We start from the raw sequence: 14,061 nt of genomic DNA, 5'->3' as shown, positions 1-14,061 counted from the left end.
CATTTTGACCTTAGAGCCTCCTCTCGTCATGGAAGAGGCCCGTCCCCACACCGCCCGCTTGTCCTTTGCCGACCGTTTGCGCGGGGGTGGACGCGCGTTCCGGGAAAGGCTTTCCCCGCTTTGGCAGCGGCGCTGGTTCCGCTGGGCGGCGATCGCGCTGGGCGGACTTTTCCTCGCCTATCTGCTGTTCTGGATCATCTTCGCGCGCGGCCTGCCCGACGCCGGAACGCTGCTGGAATATGAGCCGCCGCTGCCCACGATCGTGCGCGACATCGATGGCCAGCCGGTGCACAGCTATGCGCGCGAGCGCCGCGTCCAGCTGCAATATAGCGACTATCCCCCTCTGCTGATCCGCGCTTATCTGGCGGCGGAGGACAAGACTTTCTTCGAACATCATGGCGTTGATATTCCCGGCTTCTTCGGCGCCGTGTTCGACTATGTGACGAAGATCGGATCCGGCCAGCGCGCCAAGGGTGGGTCGACCATCACCCAGCAGGTCGCCAAGAACCTGCTGATCGGCGATGAATATTCCCCGACGCGCAAGGTGAAGGAAATGATCCTCGCCTATCGCATGGAAGGCGTGCTGACAAAGCAGCAGATCCTCGAACTCTATTTCAATCAGATATTCCTCGGCCGGAACGCCTATGGCGTGCAGGCGGCGGCGCGCGCCTATTTCGATAAGGATGTGGGCGACCTGAAGCTGCACGAGATGGCTTATCTCGCCATCCTGCCCAAGGGGCCGGCAAATTACCGCCCCGAAAGCCAAACCGGCCACGAGCGCGCGCTCGACCGGCGCAACTGGGCGCTGGGCGAAATGTACAAGAATGGCTGGATCAGTCAGGCGCAATTGAACGAAGCACAGGCACAACCGCTCGGCACGGTGCCACCGCATGGCTCCAGCTTCGACGCGCGCGCGGGCGGCTATTATATGGAAGAGGTCCGCCGGCGGCTTATCGAACGGTTTGGTGAAAAGGCGGAGGACGGCCCTAACAGCGTCTATGCAGGCGGCCTGTGGGTGCGCAGCCCCTATGATCCCAAGTTGCAGGAAGGCGTCGCGACGGCATTGCGCAACGGCCTGATCCGTTTCGACGCGGGCAAGGGCTGGTCCGGCCCGTTGGGCAAGATCGACATGGCCCGTGGATGGAAGCGCGAACTGGCGGCAAGCTATATCGGGATCGATTATGCCGACTGGCGCATAGCGGCGGTTATCGACCGAAATTCTTCGGGCGCCGAAATCGGCTTTTCCGACGGATCGACCGGAACGCTGCCCGCCAGCGCCGCGCAGATGCCCTATCGCCGCGTGGGCGGCCCCGCATTCAACGGCATGAAGGCGGGAGACCTGATCGCGGTAGCCCGCAACGGATCGACCTGGGCGCTACGCAACGTGCCCGAAGTGTCCGGCGGGATGATGGCCGAACAGGTCCATTCCGGGCGCGTCCTGGCGATGCAGGGCGGCTTCGACAGTCGCTTGTCCTCCTATAATCGCGCGACGCAGGCGATGCGTCAGCCCGGTTCGACCATCAAGCCGTTCGTCTATGCCGCCGCGCTCGACGGTGGGATGACGCCAGCCTCCATCATCGTCGATGGGCCACTATGCGTTTATCAGGGCGCGGGCCTTGGCCAGAAATGCTTCCGCAACTTTTCCGGCGGCAGCGCCGGGCCGCAGACGATGCGCTGGGGCGTGGAGCAGTCGCGCAACCTGATGACGGTGCGCGCCGCCAGCCAGACCGGCATGGATCGTGTCGTCCGCACGATCAAGGCGATGGGGATCGGCGATTATCAGCCCTATCTCTCCTTCGCTCTGGGCGCGGGCGAAACCACGGTCGAGCGGATGGTGAACGCCTATGCGATGCTCGCCAATCAGGGCCGCCAGCTTTCGCCCAAGGTGATGGATTATGTGCAGGACCGGCGCGGCAAGGTGATCTGGCCGCTGCGCTGGCGCGCCTGCGACGGCTGCAACATGGCGAACTGGGATGGAAAACCCATGCCACGCTTCGGCTTTGAAGGGCGGCAGGTGATGAACCCGATGACCGCCTATCAGGTGGTGCATATCGCCGAAGGCGTGATCCAGCGCGGCACTGCGACGGTCCTTGCCGACCTCAAGCGGCCGCTGTTCGGCAAGACGGGTACGACCAACGGGCCGACCAATGTGTGGTTCGTCGGCGGGTCGCCCGACATCGTGGCGGGCGTCTATATGGGCTATGACCAGCCGCGCAGCCTGGGCGGCTGGGCGCAGGGTGGCCGCATCGCCGCGCCGATCTGGAAGGCGGCGATGGCGCCCGTGCTGGAAACGATGCCCAAGACGCCCTTCGTCGCCCCCGCGGGCATCCGCATGGTCACGATCGATCGCCGGTCGGGCAAGCGCGTCTATGGCGTCTGGCCCACCGACGAGCCCAAGCCCGCCGTGATCTGGGAAGCGTTCAAGCCCGAGACGGAACCGCGCCGATCGATCCGCAAGGAAGAGGTGGCCGCTCAGGAACAGGCAGCCGCCCGGCGCGAGGCGGGGTCGCAGACGCGGCAGCGGACCGACAGCGACTTCCTGCAGGATCAAGGCGGGATTTACTAACCTCCCGCCTTTGCTGGCCCGTTATTGCGTCTTTGCGCGCAACCCGCCGGAGAAGCGTTTCATCAGAAATGCGAGCCCCCCGACATAGGCTGCCGCTGCCACGATCGCGACTGCCGCAGCGGCGAAATCCGCGTCCTTTTCAAATATCATGGGGTTGCCGAGCGTCAGCAGCAGCATGAAGGCATTGTTGACGATCAGGCTGGCCTGGCCGCGAATGAGTAGGTAGATCGCGACGACCACGCCAACCAATCCGATAGCCATTCCGGCCATGCCCAGAACAGTTGGCAGGCTGTGCAGCAGAAATGCCAGGCCCAATCCGCCAAGGGAACCGCACAGCGCGGGTGCGAACTCCGCAGGATTCATGCCCTTGATACCAGCCCAATAAAGCACGAATATGAAACCGAAGAAAAGGAAGCTTGCCACGCCCAAGGCGGATCCGATGGCGTAGAAAATCCCGATGATCGGTACGAGCGCGAGTATCACGAGCACCGCCTGCGCCGGTGCGGGATGGGTAGATTGTCGTTCAGCCAAGATGTCGTTCCTCTCCTTGCGCCTCTTTTGGGCGTGGTCGAGGTGTATGGCATAGCTTCTGGAGGGACAAGGTTTGCCTGGCCTGTTGGGAGACTGCGCGGACATGGCTTGGAGGATTGAACCTTCCCAAATCCCCTGCCCTCGGATAGGGGCAGGCGTTTAGTGCGTTTCCTGCCCGATGCCGGGGAGCGCCCCGAATTGTCTGGAGAGTTCCCATGCGCGCCGAAGCGCAGCAATATATCGACCGTATCGACGCCGCGCTGGACCTGCTGCGCCGCTTCCTCGACTGGGATCGCGCGCTGCGCCGTCTCGACGAGTTGAACGCTCGCGTCGAGGACCCGACGTTGTGGGACAATCAGAAGATGGCGCAGGAAGTCATGCGCGAACGCACGCGGCTGGAAGCCGCGATCGGCGCGACCCGGGCGATCGACAGCGAAAAGACCGACACCGCCGAGCTCATCGAAATGGCCGAGGCCGAGGGCGATGAGGACATGGTCAATGAGGGCGTTGCATCCTTGAAGGCGCTCGCCGACCGCGCCGACGAGGACAAGATCAAGGCGCTGTTGGCGGGCGAAGCCGATGCGAGCGACACATATCTGGAAATCCATGCGGGCGCAGGTGGCACGGAAAGCCAGGACTGGGCCGAAATGCTGTCCCGCATGTACCGCCGCTGGGCGGAACGGCGCGGCTACAAGGTGGAACTGGTCGACTATCAGGCGGGCGACCAGGCGGGCATCAAGTCCGCGACCTTCCTGTTCAAGGGCGAGAACGCCTATGGCTATGCCAAGACCGAAAGTGGCGTGCACCGGCTGGTGCGCATAAGCCCCTATGACAGCTCGGCGCGGCGGCACACCAGCTTCTCGTCCGTCTGGGTCTATCCGGTGATCGACGACAATATCGAGATTGAGGTCAATGAAGGCGACCTCAAGATCGACACCTATCGAGCATCAGGCGCGGGCGGGCAGCACGTCAACACCACCGACTCCGCCGTTCGTATTACCCACATCCCCTCGGGCATCATCGTCGCGTCGCAGAATGACCGGTCGCAGCACAAGAACCGCGCGACGGCGATGAACATGCTGAAGGCCCGGTTGTACGAGGCCGAGTTGCAGAAGCGCGAGGCGGCGGCTTCGGGCGAATATCAGGCGAAGACCGAGATCGGCTGGGGCCACCAGATCCGTTCCTATGTGCTCCAGCCCTATCAGCTGGTGAAGGACCTGCGCACCGGCGTTACCTCAACCTCTCCTGACGATGTGCTGGATGGCGCGCTCGATCCGTTCATGGCGGCTGCCCTGTCGCAGAAGGTGACGGGCGAGAAGGTCGATGTGGAGGATGTCGACTGATGATGCGGGGCGCGCTGGCGGGATCATTGTTCCTGCTGGCAGGCTGCGGCCTGTTGTCATCCGCCAAGCAGGATGACCGGCCCTCTGCCGCGCGTGACTTTCCGCGAGCCGACAGGCCGGTCGCGCCCATCGTCTCGACCCGCTGGTCCAGCGAAGAAGCGCGCGATCGCGTTAACGAAGCCGACGATATCATGGACCGCGCGGGCATTCGGCCGGGCATGACGGTCGCGGATATCGGCGCTGGCGAAGGCTATTATACTGTCCGCCTTGCAAACCGGGTGGGTGCCAAGGGTCGCGTGCTGGCCGAAGACATCATGCCGGAAGTGATCGAGGCCCTGTCCCGCCGCATCACGCGCGAGGACTGGCGCAACGTCAGCGTGCGGCTGGGCGCGCCGGAAGACCCGAAGCTGCCGGAGAACAGCTTCGACCGCATCCTCATGGTCCATATGTATCATGAGATTGCGGAACCCTATGCTTTTCTGTGGAACCTCAGTCCGGCGCTCAAGAAGGATGGCGAGTTGATCGTCGTCGACGCGGATCGCCCGACCGGGCAGCATGGCACGCCGCCGCGCCTACTGATCTGTGAACTCGCATCGGTTGGTTTCCGGCTGGAGGAACTGGTGCCCAAGCCAACGGCGGGAGGCTATTTCGCCCGCTTTCGCAGAATCACGGCCCGGCCGTCCCCCCAAAGCATCGTGCCCTGTGCCATCAAAAGCACGGCTGATACAAATTAGCGGTTTCCCTAGGGGAAAAGGTAGCTAATGGCGAGTTAACCATGATTCTGTGGATCGCCTTGACCTTTTTGTGATTGAGTGGCCGGGGGGAGAAGCTCGGTATGATCGACCAAAGCAAATTCCTGACGGGTAATGCCGAACAGCGGCGGCACACTGCACGACACAAGATGTTCGGCCCTGTCACTCTATGCGTCGGCAATGCGGAGATGCGCGGTCATTTCCTCGACCTATCCACATCGGGAGCGTTGGCGCACTGCGAAACGCCGCCTGCTACGGGAAGTTATGTGGCAATAAAGGCCATCGGCGTGGAAACAAGCGGCCGGGTCATGTGGGCGCGGGGCAAGCGCTTCGGCATTCAGTTTAGCCAACTCCTGGCCGATGAGGCGATCGACACCCTTATTCGCGGAAGTTGAGGTTCAGCCCCGCTTGCGCCATCTTCGGAACAGGGATGCGCTGACCAATCCGCCGCCCAGCAGCGCGGCGATGACGCCCCCGGCGGATGCAAGCGCCCACGCACCGGCGGCGAGCAGGCCGGTCAGAAAATCGACGATGATCAGCGTCAGGTGGATCATGACAGAAGGACCGCTGGCCTAGCGGCCAAGTTCCTTTGCTTCCTGATATTTGAGTTCGAGGAAACGGTTCTGTACCGCCAGCTTGTCGATATCGCCGCTGGCAAGCGTCTCGCTGATCCGGGCGAGTTCGGTGTCGATGACGTTCAAACCTTCGACCAGTTGCTGCTCCGGGACGCGGCCGTTGCGTTCCTGTCGGCGCAGCGGGACGGGGATGGATTCATAGCCCGTGACCAGTTCGGGCAGGTGATCCGACAGCAGCTTGCGGATTTCCTGCGCGGCGGGTTCCTGATCGGTGAGGCGTTCAAGCTGGGGGGCGAGCGTTTCCAGCTTGACGCCGATGCTGTCCGCCAGAGCGACGGCGGGGGCGGGGAGGGCCTTGCGCTGATTGTCGAGCCAGATTTCGGTCTGGAGCGGCAGGGCGGAAATGGGGGCGGCTGCAAGCGCCTGCGTCCGGACGCGCGGTTCGGAGGGGAGGGCGGCGATCAGCAGCAGCGCCGCCATGATAAGCCCCAGCGCGACCATGACGCCGGTCGTGCCAAGTGGGATGAAGAAGCCCGCGACCATGCTGCCGATGAGGATGGCAAGCACTGACCAGAAGGCCCACTTCGCTTTCCGCATCAGGGCAGCGCCGCGCCTCTGCCGCGCCCGTGCCGAAAGGCTGCGCCCGCGTTCGCCGTGACGGTGAAGCACTGCCTCCGCATCGGCAAGGACCCGGTCGGACCTGCTCACTTCTCTATGCCTCGATCGCGCTCAGCAGCGGATTGTCGGCGCGCGCCTGTTGCGCGGCCTGCGCCTGACCTTCTGCGCGGGCGATGTAGCCTTTCGACTTTTCCACCTCGGTCGTCAGCGTGTTCACTGTCGTCTTCATATTCTCCAGCGCCTTGGCCTTGAACGTGTCGATATTATCCATCGTGTCGTAGATATTCTGGAAAGCGCGTTGCAGCGTTGCGATCGGGATCGTGCTGGATGCCGCCTGCTCATGGATTTGCGCGGTCTGGTTCTTCAGCATCTCGCCGGTCGAATCGATCATGTTCGCGGTGGTCGTGTTGAGCGCGGTGATCTGTTCGAGCACCAGTTTCTGGCCCGCCAGCGCCTGCGCCACGGTGACGGCGGTGCGCAACGCGGCGACGGTCGTGGTGCTGGCGCGGTCCACGCCCTTCACCAGTTCGACATTGTTCTTCTTGACGAGGTCGAGCGCGAGATAGCCCTGCACCGTGACCGCCATCTGCGTCAGCAGATCCTGCGTGCGCTGGCGGATGTAGAAGAGCGCGCTTTCCCGGATCGCCTTGGCCTTGGCTGGATCGGCAGAGTCGAGTTCCAGCGCTTTCGCCTCCAGCCGCGCGTCGAGCGTGTTGGAGATGTGGATCATCTGCTCCAGACGGCCCATGGTCGCCCACATATTCTGCCGCTCGACATCGATGGCGGCATTGTCCTTGATCAGCACGTCCTTGCCGCTCGCCAGTGAGCCAAGGATCGAATTGATGTGGCCCTGCGCGCTTTTGTAGCCGTCGAAATAGTCGCGCAGCTTGTTGCCGAAGGGGATGATGCCGAAAAGCTTCTTGGGCGCTAGCAGACTGCCGCGCTTGCCGGGATCGAGATCCTCGACAGTGCGGCGCAACTCGGCAAGGTCCGCGCCCACCTTATTGTCGCTGTCCATCGCGCGGACGGGCCGGTCGAGGAAGCGGTTGGAATGGCCCGCCGCTTCGGCGATTTCCTTGCGGCCCATATTGGTCAGCTGGTCCACCCGCTGTCCGAATTCAGGGGAATTGGCGTCCTGCGCGACAAGGTCGTCGATAAAGGCATCGACCTTCTCGTCCAGCTTGGACCGCTTTTCCTCATCGATCGGAACGAGGCCCGCAGCTTTCTCCGGCGCGACGGGCGGCACCGGATCGGGCGGCGTCAGGTTGAGCGTGTCGGCGGTCGCCGTCGTGGGCGCTGTGCTGGCCATAACGTCTCCTTCAAGCTGTTATATGTAACTATAACAGTGGTGCTTCAATGTGGAATATGGTCCTGCGTTCCGGCCGATGCAAATGCGGCCCTCGCCCTTGCCGCAACGCGTCATTTCCTGTAGGGGCGCGCGCGATACATCTGGTCAGGCGTGGTGCCGGCCGGGAAAACCAAAATCCCAAAGGCACATGCATGTCCCTGCGTAATATCGCGATCATCGCGCACGTTGACCATGGCAAGACGACACTCGTCGACCAGCTATTCCGCCAGTCCGGCACCTTCCGCGATAATCAGCGGGTCGAAGAACGGGCGATGGATTCGAACGACCTCGAAAAAGAACGCGGCATCACCATTCTGGCGAAGCCGACCTCGGTCGAATGGAACGGCACCCGCATCAACATCGTCGACACCCCCGGTCACGCCGACTTCGGCGGCGAGGTGGAGCGCATCCTCTCCATGGTCGACGGCGTCATCCTGCTGGTCGATTCGTCCGAAGGCGCGATGCCGCAGACCAAGTTCGTGACCGGCAAGGCGCTGGCGCTGGGCCTGCGTCCCATCGTCGTCGTCAACAAGGTTGATCGTCCCGACGAGCGCATCCAGGAAGTGCTGGACGAAGTGTTCGACCTGTTCGTGACGCTCGAAGCCAATGACGAACAGCTCGACTTCCCCGTCCTCTACGCTTCGGGCCGCAACGGCTATGCCAGCGAAGACCCGCAGCGCCGCGAAGGCACTCTGGAGCCGCTGTTCCAGAAGATCGTCGACCATGTGCCGCCGCCGTCGCTGGAGCAGGACGCGCCGTTCAGCTTCCTCGTGACGCTGCTCGACCGCGACAACTTCCTCGGCCGTATCCTGACTGGCCGCGTCCAGTCCGGCACGGTCAAGGTGAACCAGGCGATCCACGCGCTCGACATGGACGGTAAGGTCATCGAAACCGGCCGCGCGTCGAAGATCATGTCGTTCCAGGGCCTCGACCGCGTACCGGTCGACGAAGCCAAGGCGGGTGACATCATCAGCCTCGCAGGCCTCACCGTCGCGACCGTCGCCAACACCATCTGCGACACCTCGGTCAGCGAGCCGATCCAGGCGCAGCCGATCGATCCGCCGACCCTGTCGATGCGTTTTGCCGTCAACGATTCGCCGATGGCGGGCCGTGAAGGCAGCAAGGTGACGAGCCGCATGATCCGCGACCGTCTGGCCCGCGAAGCGGAATCGAACGTCGCGATCAAGGTGACGGAATCGGACGACAAGGACAGCTTCGAAGTCGCTGGCCGTGGCGAATTGCAGCTGGGCGTCCTTATCGAAACTATGCGCCGCGAAGGCTTTGAACTCGGCATCTCGCGTCCGCGCGTGCTGTTCGGCGAAGACGAAAATGGCAACAAGACCGAGCCTTATGAAACCGTCGTCATCGACGTGGACGATGAATTTTCCGGCACGGTCGTCGACAAGATGAACATCCGCAAGGCCGAGATGACCGACATGCGCCCCTCGGGCGGCGGCAAGACCCGCATCACCTTCTCAGCCCCCTCCCGTGGCCTGATCGGCTATCATGGTGAATTCCTGTCCGACACGCGCGGCACCGGCATCATGAACCGCCTGTTCGAGAAGTACGGCCCCCACAAGGGCAAGATCGAAGGCCGCAAGAACGGCGTCCTCATCTCGAATGGTGCGGGCGAAGCCAATGCCTATGCGCTGGGTCCGCTGGAAGAGCGCGGCATCCTGTTCGTTGGCGTGGGCGAAGCGCTCTACGAAGGCATGGTGATCGGTGAGAATGCCAAGCCCGAAGACCTTGAAGTCAATCCGATGAAGTCGAAGGCGCTCACCAACTTCCGCGCCAGCGGCAAGGATGACGCCGTCCGCCTGACCCCGCCCAAGAAGATGACGCTGGAACAGGCGATCGCCTATATCGACGATGATGAAATGGTCGAAGTGACGCCCAAGAATATCCGTCTGCGTAAGCGCTACCTCGATCCGAACGAGCGCAAGCGCATGTCGCGCGCCAAGGCGGCTTGATCGAAGAGGCCGGTGTCGAAGGACACCGGCCTTTTTCATTATGGGGTTCCCGTTGGCCAACGGCTCCTCGGGTCGCGCGAAGGAAGCTACTACCGTCCGCCTATGAATTAAGTTATACTTAACCCATGGGGGACACACGCTTAATCGCGCTGGCAGCTATGCTGTCCGCGTTCATCGCATCGGCGCCGCTTTCTGCTCAGACGCCTCGGCCCGGCACTTTGGAAACCTACAAGGATTGGACCATCGGTTGCGACAATCGCGGCCGGTGCGAAGCCGTGTCCCTGTTGCCGGAAGGGGCCGACTGGCCGGACAAGCCGGTCATGCTGAGCATTCAGCGGGATGCCGGTGGCGGGTCTGGGCCGGAAATCTCGATAAGCCGCGACGCAAAGGGACAGGAAGATGTCAGTTTCCTGGTCGACGGCCGGAAAATCGCGACGACGGTCAGTAGGGATGGGGAAGCCCGGCTGCAAGGACCGCAGGCGTCGGCGCTCGCCATCGCCATGGCGCGGGGGTCGAAGCTGGAGCTGCGGTCGGCTGGCACGCTGATCGCGCGTCCTTCTCTGGCCGGAGCCGCTGCCGCCATGCGCTATATGGATGCAAGGCAGGGGCGCGCGGGCACGATGGCGGCGCTGGTCGCCACAGGTCCGCTGGCCGCCAACGCCGTGCGTGCCGCGCCGCCGATGCTTTCGATACGCCGGGCGCTCATCCCCGCAGGCGCCGCTCCGGTGACGCTGTGGCGCGAGGAACTGGCGGCGCTCGGCAAGTTCACCGCCTGCGCCGACGAGATGCGCGACGCATCCCCGCCGGAACTTTACCGCCTCTCCCGAACCGAGACGCTGGTGCTGGTTCCTTGCGGTGCGGGTGCTTATAATTTTTCCGCTGTTCCGGTGATCGCGACCGGCATTCCGGGACGGCGCAGCTTCCGCTACGCGTCCTTCGACTATCAACCGGGATGGAGCGAGAATGCGGCCAAGCCCATGCTGGTCAACGCATCCTGGACGCCCGAAAGCGCGTCGCTGGAAAGCTATGCCAAGGGCCGGGGCCTGGGCGATTGCGGCAGCAGCGAAAGCTATGTCTGGGACGGCGTCAGGTTCCGGCTGGTATCCGCAAGCGCCATGGGCGAGTGCCGTGGCGCGTGGCATTGGATCACCACCTGGTCGGCTAAGGTCGTGCAATAGGACTGCGGCGCCTTTGACCCGCCGCCTTAACGCGAGGCGCCGGGAACCCATTTGATGTCGTCCGCCCCATTGCCATTCAGGCGTCGGGCCAGGACGAAGAGCAGGTCGGACAGCCGATTGAGATAGGCGAGAGCCTGAGGATTGAGCGCAACTTCCGTAGCCGCTGCCGTAGCGCTGCGTTCGGCCCGGCGCGTGATGGCGCGGGCGAGATGGACGGCGGCTGCGGCGGGCGACCCGCCGGGCAGGATGAAGCTGTCCAGCGGATGCAGATCGGCGTTCATGGCGTCGATCTGGTCTTCCAGCCGCTTGACCTGCGTGGCGATGATGCGCAGCGCCCAGGGTTCATCCTGCCCCTCCGGCACGGGCGTCGCCAGGTCGGCGCCCAGATCGAACAGATCATTCTGGATCGTCGTCAGCCAGCCCGCTTCGGGCCGTTCGCCGATGGCCAGGATGGCAAGGCCGATAGCGCTGTTCGCTTCATCGACATCGCCCACCGCCTGCATGCGCGGCGCATGTTTGGGCAGGCGCGATCCGTCCACAAGGCCGGTCGAGCCCGCATCGCCAGTGCGGGTGTAGATCTTGTTGAGCTTCACCATCCGCGGATCAGCCGTTGCCCTTCATCAGCAGCAGGATTGCGACAATGATGACGGCCGCCGCCTGAAACAGGATGCGGTTCATCATCATCTTGTTCTGTTTCAGGCTGGAAGGGCTGGGCGTGCCATCTGGCGCGTTCAGTTGCTCCTTCGTCGTCTGAAGAAAGGCGATGATGCCCCGGATCAACGCAAAGAGCGTCGCGGCCATGGCAAGGATGAGGGCGATGACAAGAACGGTGTTCATGGGCTGAATCTATGACTTCGCCAGTGAAATGCCAACCGGAAAGCGCGCCCCGCGTAGATCGGCGGCGAGGGCGGCGGGATCGACGCCTTGCGCGCGCAAATCCGCAAGGGCGATCGAGCCATCGCGCTTGGCAAGGCGCTTGCCATCCGCGCCGACGAGCAGGGGATGGTGACAATAGATGGGCGATGGCAGGTCGAGCAGCGCCTGAAGCAGTCGATGCACATGTGTGGCGGCAAACAGGTCTTCCCCGCGCAGCACATGGGTCACGCCCATCGCGGCATCATCGAGGGTGCAGGAAAGATGGTAGCTCGCAGGCGCATCCTTGCGGGCGAGGACCACGTCGCCTGCGCTCTGGGGCTTTGCTTCTATCATCTGTTCGCAGAGGGGCAGCGCGGAGGTGAGGAGAGGGGCAGGCTTCCAGTGGAGTTCCCCTGCGGCCGCAACCGCCTTCGCCATATCCAATCGCCATGCATGGGGTTCGCCCGCCGCGATCCGCCGTTCGCGCTCGGACGGAGGCAATGCGCGACAGGTCCCGGGATAAACAGGCCCCTCTGGCCCGTGGGGCGCACTCGTGCTGGCCGCGATGTCGGCGCGGGTGCAAAAACAGGGGTAGAGAAGGTCCATCTGCCGCAATCTTTGCAGCGCGGCTTCATAATCATCGAGCCGGTCGGACTGGAATATGATCTCGCCGTCCCACGCCACCCCCAACCAGTTGAGGTCTTCGACTATGCCCGCGACATGCTCCGGGCGGCTGCGGGTGCCGTCGATATCCTCGATGCGAAGGTGAAACGAGCCGCCATTCGCGCGGGCAAAGTCCATCGCCATCAGCGCGGACCAGCCATGGCCGATATGCAGCCTGCCGGTAGGGCTGGGGGCGAAGCGGGTTACCATATGCTGTGGCGGGGAGGATTGGATCATACAGGCCCTTGACGGGTCGGGGTGGTTAATGCTGTCATGTTGCCGTCACGTTCCTGATCAATCAGAAACCTGGCAAATGGGGTTTCGAGGGTTCTTATGTACCATCCCGACCTGATACGACATCCGGAAAACTGTCCGGCGCTGGTTCTGAACGCGGACTATACGCCGTTAAGCTATTATCCGCTCAGCCTTTGGCCCTGGCAAACCGCTATCAAGGCGGTTTTTTTGGAACGTGTGGACATCGTCGCCAGCTATGAGCGGGAGGTGCACAGCCCCAGCTTGCAGATGAAGATTCCCTCGGTCATCGCGCTCAAACAATATGTGAAGCCGTCCGAACATCCCGCCTTCACCCGGTTCAACCTGTTCCTGCGCGACCGTTTCACCTGCCAATATTGCGGATCGCCCAGTGACCTGACCTTCGATCATGTCGTCCCCCGCCGCGCCGGTGGCCGGACGACCTGGGAGAATGTGGCCACGGCATGCTCCCCCTGCAATCTGCGGAAGGGCGGGCGCACGCCGAAGGAAGCGGGCATGCGACTGCACGTCACGCCGATCCGGCCGACAAGCTGGCAGTTACAGGAACATGGCCGCGCCTTTCCGCCCAACTATCTGCATGAAAGCTGGCGCGACTGGCTGTACTGGGATGTCGAACTGCTGGCCTGACGCTCGCCCAGCCCGTCAGCTAAGGGCGGGAATCCAGTCCAGATCCATATCCTTGTGCCGATTGGTGTAATGGCCAATTTCTTCCAGCCTCGCCATGTTCAGCAGGGTGATGCGGCCGTTCGCCCGGCTGATCAGCCCTTCCTGTTCCATCTGCCGCACCATGCGGTTCACATGGACGGACGTCAGCCCGATCGCGTCGCCGATCTCCTCCTGCGTCAGCTTCAGGTCGAAACTGTCGGTAACGCCGTCATCCGTGACGCGCAGCCGGTCGAAAATGTCGAGCAGGAACGACGCCACGCGCGCCTTGGCCGATGTGCGGCCCAGCGATGCGAGCCGATCGGTGAGGGCGACCTTTTCCGAACTGGACAGCAGGAATAGCAGCGCCGCGACCCTGGGATATTCCTCCAGCAACCGGCGCAAGGCGTGCTTGTCGAACGGGCAGACAATGGCGTCGGACAGCGCGACGAGCGATTCGGGCGCCTTGTTGTAGATCGTGCTGGCGGAACCGATGAAATCGCCAGGGAAATAGACGCGCAGAATCTGGCGGCTGCCATCGGGCAGGATGACGAAGCTCATCACCCGCCCCTCGCGCAGCACGAACAATTCCGTCACGGTATCATTGACGCGCTGGATCATGGCCCCGCGCTTTACCTTGCGCGGATTTTCCTCCAGTCTGGTCAGCGCGTTCCTCTCCTCGTCGGACAAGGGCACGTGCTTTGCGAGCCTGTCCGCGAAACAACCTGTCGCCACCCACAGCACCTT

At 63.1% G+C, this 14,061-nt stretch carries 15 protein-coding genes; 7 read left to right on the top strand and 8 right to left on the bottom strand.

The features are described 5' to 3' along the window. The first annotated feature begins 28 nt into the window (after nucleotides 1–28). Nucleotides 29–2,566, top strand: a complete 2,538-nt coding sequence (locus tag ACZ5TH_RS09430) for a penicillin-binding protein 1A (RefSeq protein WP_464793728.1) — start codon at nucleotides 29–31, stop codon at nucleotides 2,564–2,566. 21 nt (nucleotides 2,567–2,587) lie between these two features. On the opposite strand, the gene ACZ5TH_RS09425 is transcribed toward ACZ5TH_RS09430, so the two are convergent. Next, complete coding sequence (locus ACZ5TH_RS09425) at nucleotides 2,588–3,097, bottom strand: hypothetical protein (protein WP_464793727.1); 510 nt, start codon at nucleotides 3,095–3,097, stop codon at nucleotides 2,588–2,590. Between the two features lie 215 nt (nucleotides 3,098–3,312). Between ACZ5TH_RS09425 and prfB the strand changes: the two genes are divergently transcribed. From prfB to ACZ5TH_RS09410, 3 genes are all read left to right on the top strand, one after another. Further along, on the top strand, nucleotides 3,313–4,440 hold the full coding sequence (gene prfB / locus ACZ5TH_RS09420) for a peptide chain release factor 2 (RefSeq protein WP_196224571.1): 1,128 nt from the start codon (nucleotides 3,313–3,315) through the stop codon (nucleotides 4,438–4,440). Then, complete coding sequence (locus ACZ5TH_RS09415) at nucleotides 4,440–5,174, top strand: class I SAM-dependent methyltransferase (protein WP_464793726.1); 735 nt, start codon at nucleotides 4,440–4,442, stop codon at nucleotides 5,172–5,174. The genes prfB and ACZ5TH_RS09415 overlap by 1 nt, the downstream gene beginning before the upstream one ends. A 101-nt stretch (nucleotides 5,175–5,275) precedes the next feature. After that, nucleotides 5,276–5,587: a PilZ domain-containing protein gene (locus ACZ5TH_RS09410; protein ID WP_449474147.1), complete on the top strand. Its 312-nt coding sequence runs from the start codon at nucleotides 5,276–5,278 to the stop codon at nucleotides 5,585–5,587. A gap of 3 nt (nucleotides 5,588–5,590) precedes the next feature. Here the strand turns inward: ACZ5TH_RS09410 and ACZ5TH_RS09405 are convergent, their stop codons facing one another. From ACZ5TH_RS09405 to ACZ5TH_RS09395, 3 genes are read right to left on the bottom strand one after another with little or no spacing between them, the layout of a single operon-like run. Then, complete coding sequence (locus ACZ5TH_RS09405) at nucleotides 5,591–5,746, bottom strand: hypothetical protein (protein WP_449474146.1); 156 nt, start codon at nucleotides 5,744–5,746, stop codon at nucleotides 5,591–5,593. 18 nt (nucleotides 5,747–5,764) lie between these two features. Then, complete coding sequence (locus tag ACZ5TH_RS09400; protein ID WP_464793725.1) at nucleotides 5,765–6,475, bottom strand: hypothetical protein; 711 nt, start codon at nucleotides 6,473–6,475, stop codon at nucleotides 5,765–5,767. 4 nt (nucleotides 6,476–6,479) lie between these two features. After that, entirely contained in the window at nucleotides 6,480–7,694 is a 1,215-nt protein-coding gene (locus ACZ5TH_RS09395; protein ID WP_464793724.1) for a toxic anion resistance protein, read from the bottom strand. Between the two features lie 191 nt (nucleotides 7,695–7,885). Here ACZ5TH_RS09395 and typA point away from each other — a divergent pair, with 191 nt between their 5' ends. Both typA and ACZ5TH_RS09385 read left to right on the top strand, forming a co-directional pair. Beyond that, nucleotides 7,886–9,703, top strand: coding sequence for a translational GTPase TypA (typA, locus tag ACZ5TH_RS09390; protein ID WP_449474141.1), 1,818 nt, complete (start codon nucleotides 7,886–7,888; stop codon nucleotides 9,701–9,703). 125 nt (nucleotides 9,704–9,828) lie between these two features. Then, nucleotides 9,829–10,881 (top strand): DUF1176 domain-containing protein, encoded by a 1,053-nt coding sequence (locus tag ACZ5TH_RS09385; protein ID WP_464793723.1) that lies wholly within the window; start codon nucleotides 9,829–9,831, stop codon nucleotides 10,879–10,881. A 26-nt stretch (nucleotides 10,882–10,907) separates the two neighbouring features. On the opposite strand, the gene ACZ5TH_RS09380 is transcribed toward ACZ5TH_RS09385, so the two are convergent. From ACZ5TH_RS09380 to gluQRS, 3 genes are read right to left on the bottom strand one after another with little or no spacing between them, the layout of a single operon-like run. Further along, on the bottom strand, nucleotides 10,908–11,477 hold the full coding sequence (locus tag ACZ5TH_RS09380) for a cob(I)yrinic acid a,c-diamide adenosyltransferase (protein ID WP_464793722.1): 570 nt from the start codon (nucleotides 11,475–11,477) through the stop codon (nucleotides 10,908–10,910). A gap of 7 nt (nucleotides 11,478–11,484) precedes the next feature. Continuing rightward, the gene (locus ACZ5TH_RS09375; RefSeq protein ID WP_449474136.1) at nucleotides 11,485–11,718 is read right to left on the bottom strand and encodes a twin transmembrane helix small protein; all 234 of its coding nucleotides are present in this window, start codon (nucleotides 11,716–11,718) and stop codon (nucleotides 11,485–11,487) included. Between the two features lie 9 nt (nucleotides 11,719–11,727). After that, nucleotides 11,728–12,636: a tRNA glutamyl-Q(34) synthetase GluQRS gene (gluQRS, locus tag ACZ5TH_RS09370; protein ID WP_464793721.1), complete on the bottom strand. Its 909-nt coding sequence runs from the start codon at nucleotides 12,634–12,636 to the stop codon at nucleotides 11,728–11,730. A 96-nt stretch (nucleotides 12,637–12,732) separates the two neighbouring features. Here gluQRS and ACZ5TH_RS09365 point away from each other — a divergent pair, with 96 nt between their 5' ends. After that, nucleotides 12,733–13,299 (top strand): HNH endonuclease, encoded by a 567-nt coding sequence (locus ACZ5TH_RS09365; protein WP_449474132.1) that lies wholly within the window; start codon nucleotides 12,733–12,735, stop codon nucleotides 13,297–13,299. A gap of 15 nt (nucleotides 13,300–13,314) precedes the next feature. Here the strand turns inward: ACZ5TH_RS09365 and ACZ5TH_RS09360 are convergent, their stop codons facing one another. Continuing rightward, nucleotides 13,315–14,049, bottom strand: coding sequence for a Crp/Fnr family transcriptional regulator (locus ACZ5TH_RS09360; protein ID WP_449474130.1), 735 nt, complete (start codon nucleotides 14,047–14,049; stop codon nucleotides 13,315–13,317). Nucleotides 14,050–14,061 lie beyond the last annotated feature (12 nt).

The sequence above is a fragment of the Sphingobium sp. TomTYG73 genome, assembly GCF_055394245.1.
Note: the sequence above shows the minus strand (reverse complement) of the source record. Positions and strands in the feature narration are given on the sequence as shown.

Bases quoted from the DNA above. Each gene is read 5' to 3' on its own strand.
- ACZ5TH_RS09430 (WP_464793728.1), top strand. From the start codon at position 29: ATGGAAGAGGCCCGTCCCCACACCGCCCGCTTGTCCTTTGCCGACCGT.
- prfB (WP_196224571.1), top strand. From the start codon at position 3,313: ATGCGCGCCGAAGCGCAGCAATATATCGACCGTATCGACGCCGCGCTG.
- ACZ5TH_RS09415 (WP_464793726.1), top strand. From the start codon at position 4,440: ATGATGCGGGGCGCGCTGGCGGGATCATTGTTCCTGCTGGCAGGCTGC.
- ACZ5TH_RS09410 (WP_449474147.1), top strand. From the start codon at position 5,276: ATGATCGACCAAAGCAAATTCCTGACGGGTAATGCCGAACAGCGGCGG.
- ACZ5TH_RS09405 (WP_449474146.1), bottom strand. From the start codon at position 5,746: ATGATCCACCTGACGCTGATCATCGTCGATTTTCTGACCGGCCTGCTC.
- ACZ5TH_RS09395 (WP_464793724.1), bottom strand. From the start codon at position 7,694: ATGGCCAGCACAGCGCCCACGACGGCGACCGCCGACACGCTCAACCTG.
- typA (WP_449474141.1), top strand. From the start codon at position 7,886: ATGTCCCTGCGTAATATCGCGATCATCGCGCACGTTGACCATGGCAAG.
- ACZ5TH_RS09385 (WP_464793723.1), top strand. From the start codon at position 9,829: ATGGGGGACACACGCTTAATCGCGCTGGCAGCTATGCTGTCCGCGTTC.
- ACZ5TH_RS09380 (WP_464793722.1), bottom strand. From the start codon at position 11,477: ATGGTGAAGCTCAACAAGATCTACACCCGCACTGGCGATGCGGGCTCG.
- ACZ5TH_RS09375 (WP_449474136.1), bottom strand. From the start codon at position 11,718: ATGAACACCGTTCTTGTCATCGCCCTCATCCTTGCCATGGCCGCGACG.
- gluQRS (WP_464793721.1), bottom strand. From the start codon at position 12,636: ATGATCCAATCCTCCCCGCCACAGCATATGGTAACCCGCTTCGCCCCC.
- ACZ5TH_RS09365 (WP_449474132.1), top strand. From the start codon at position 12,733: ATGTACCATCCCGACCTGATACGACATCCGGAAAACTGTCCGGCGCTG.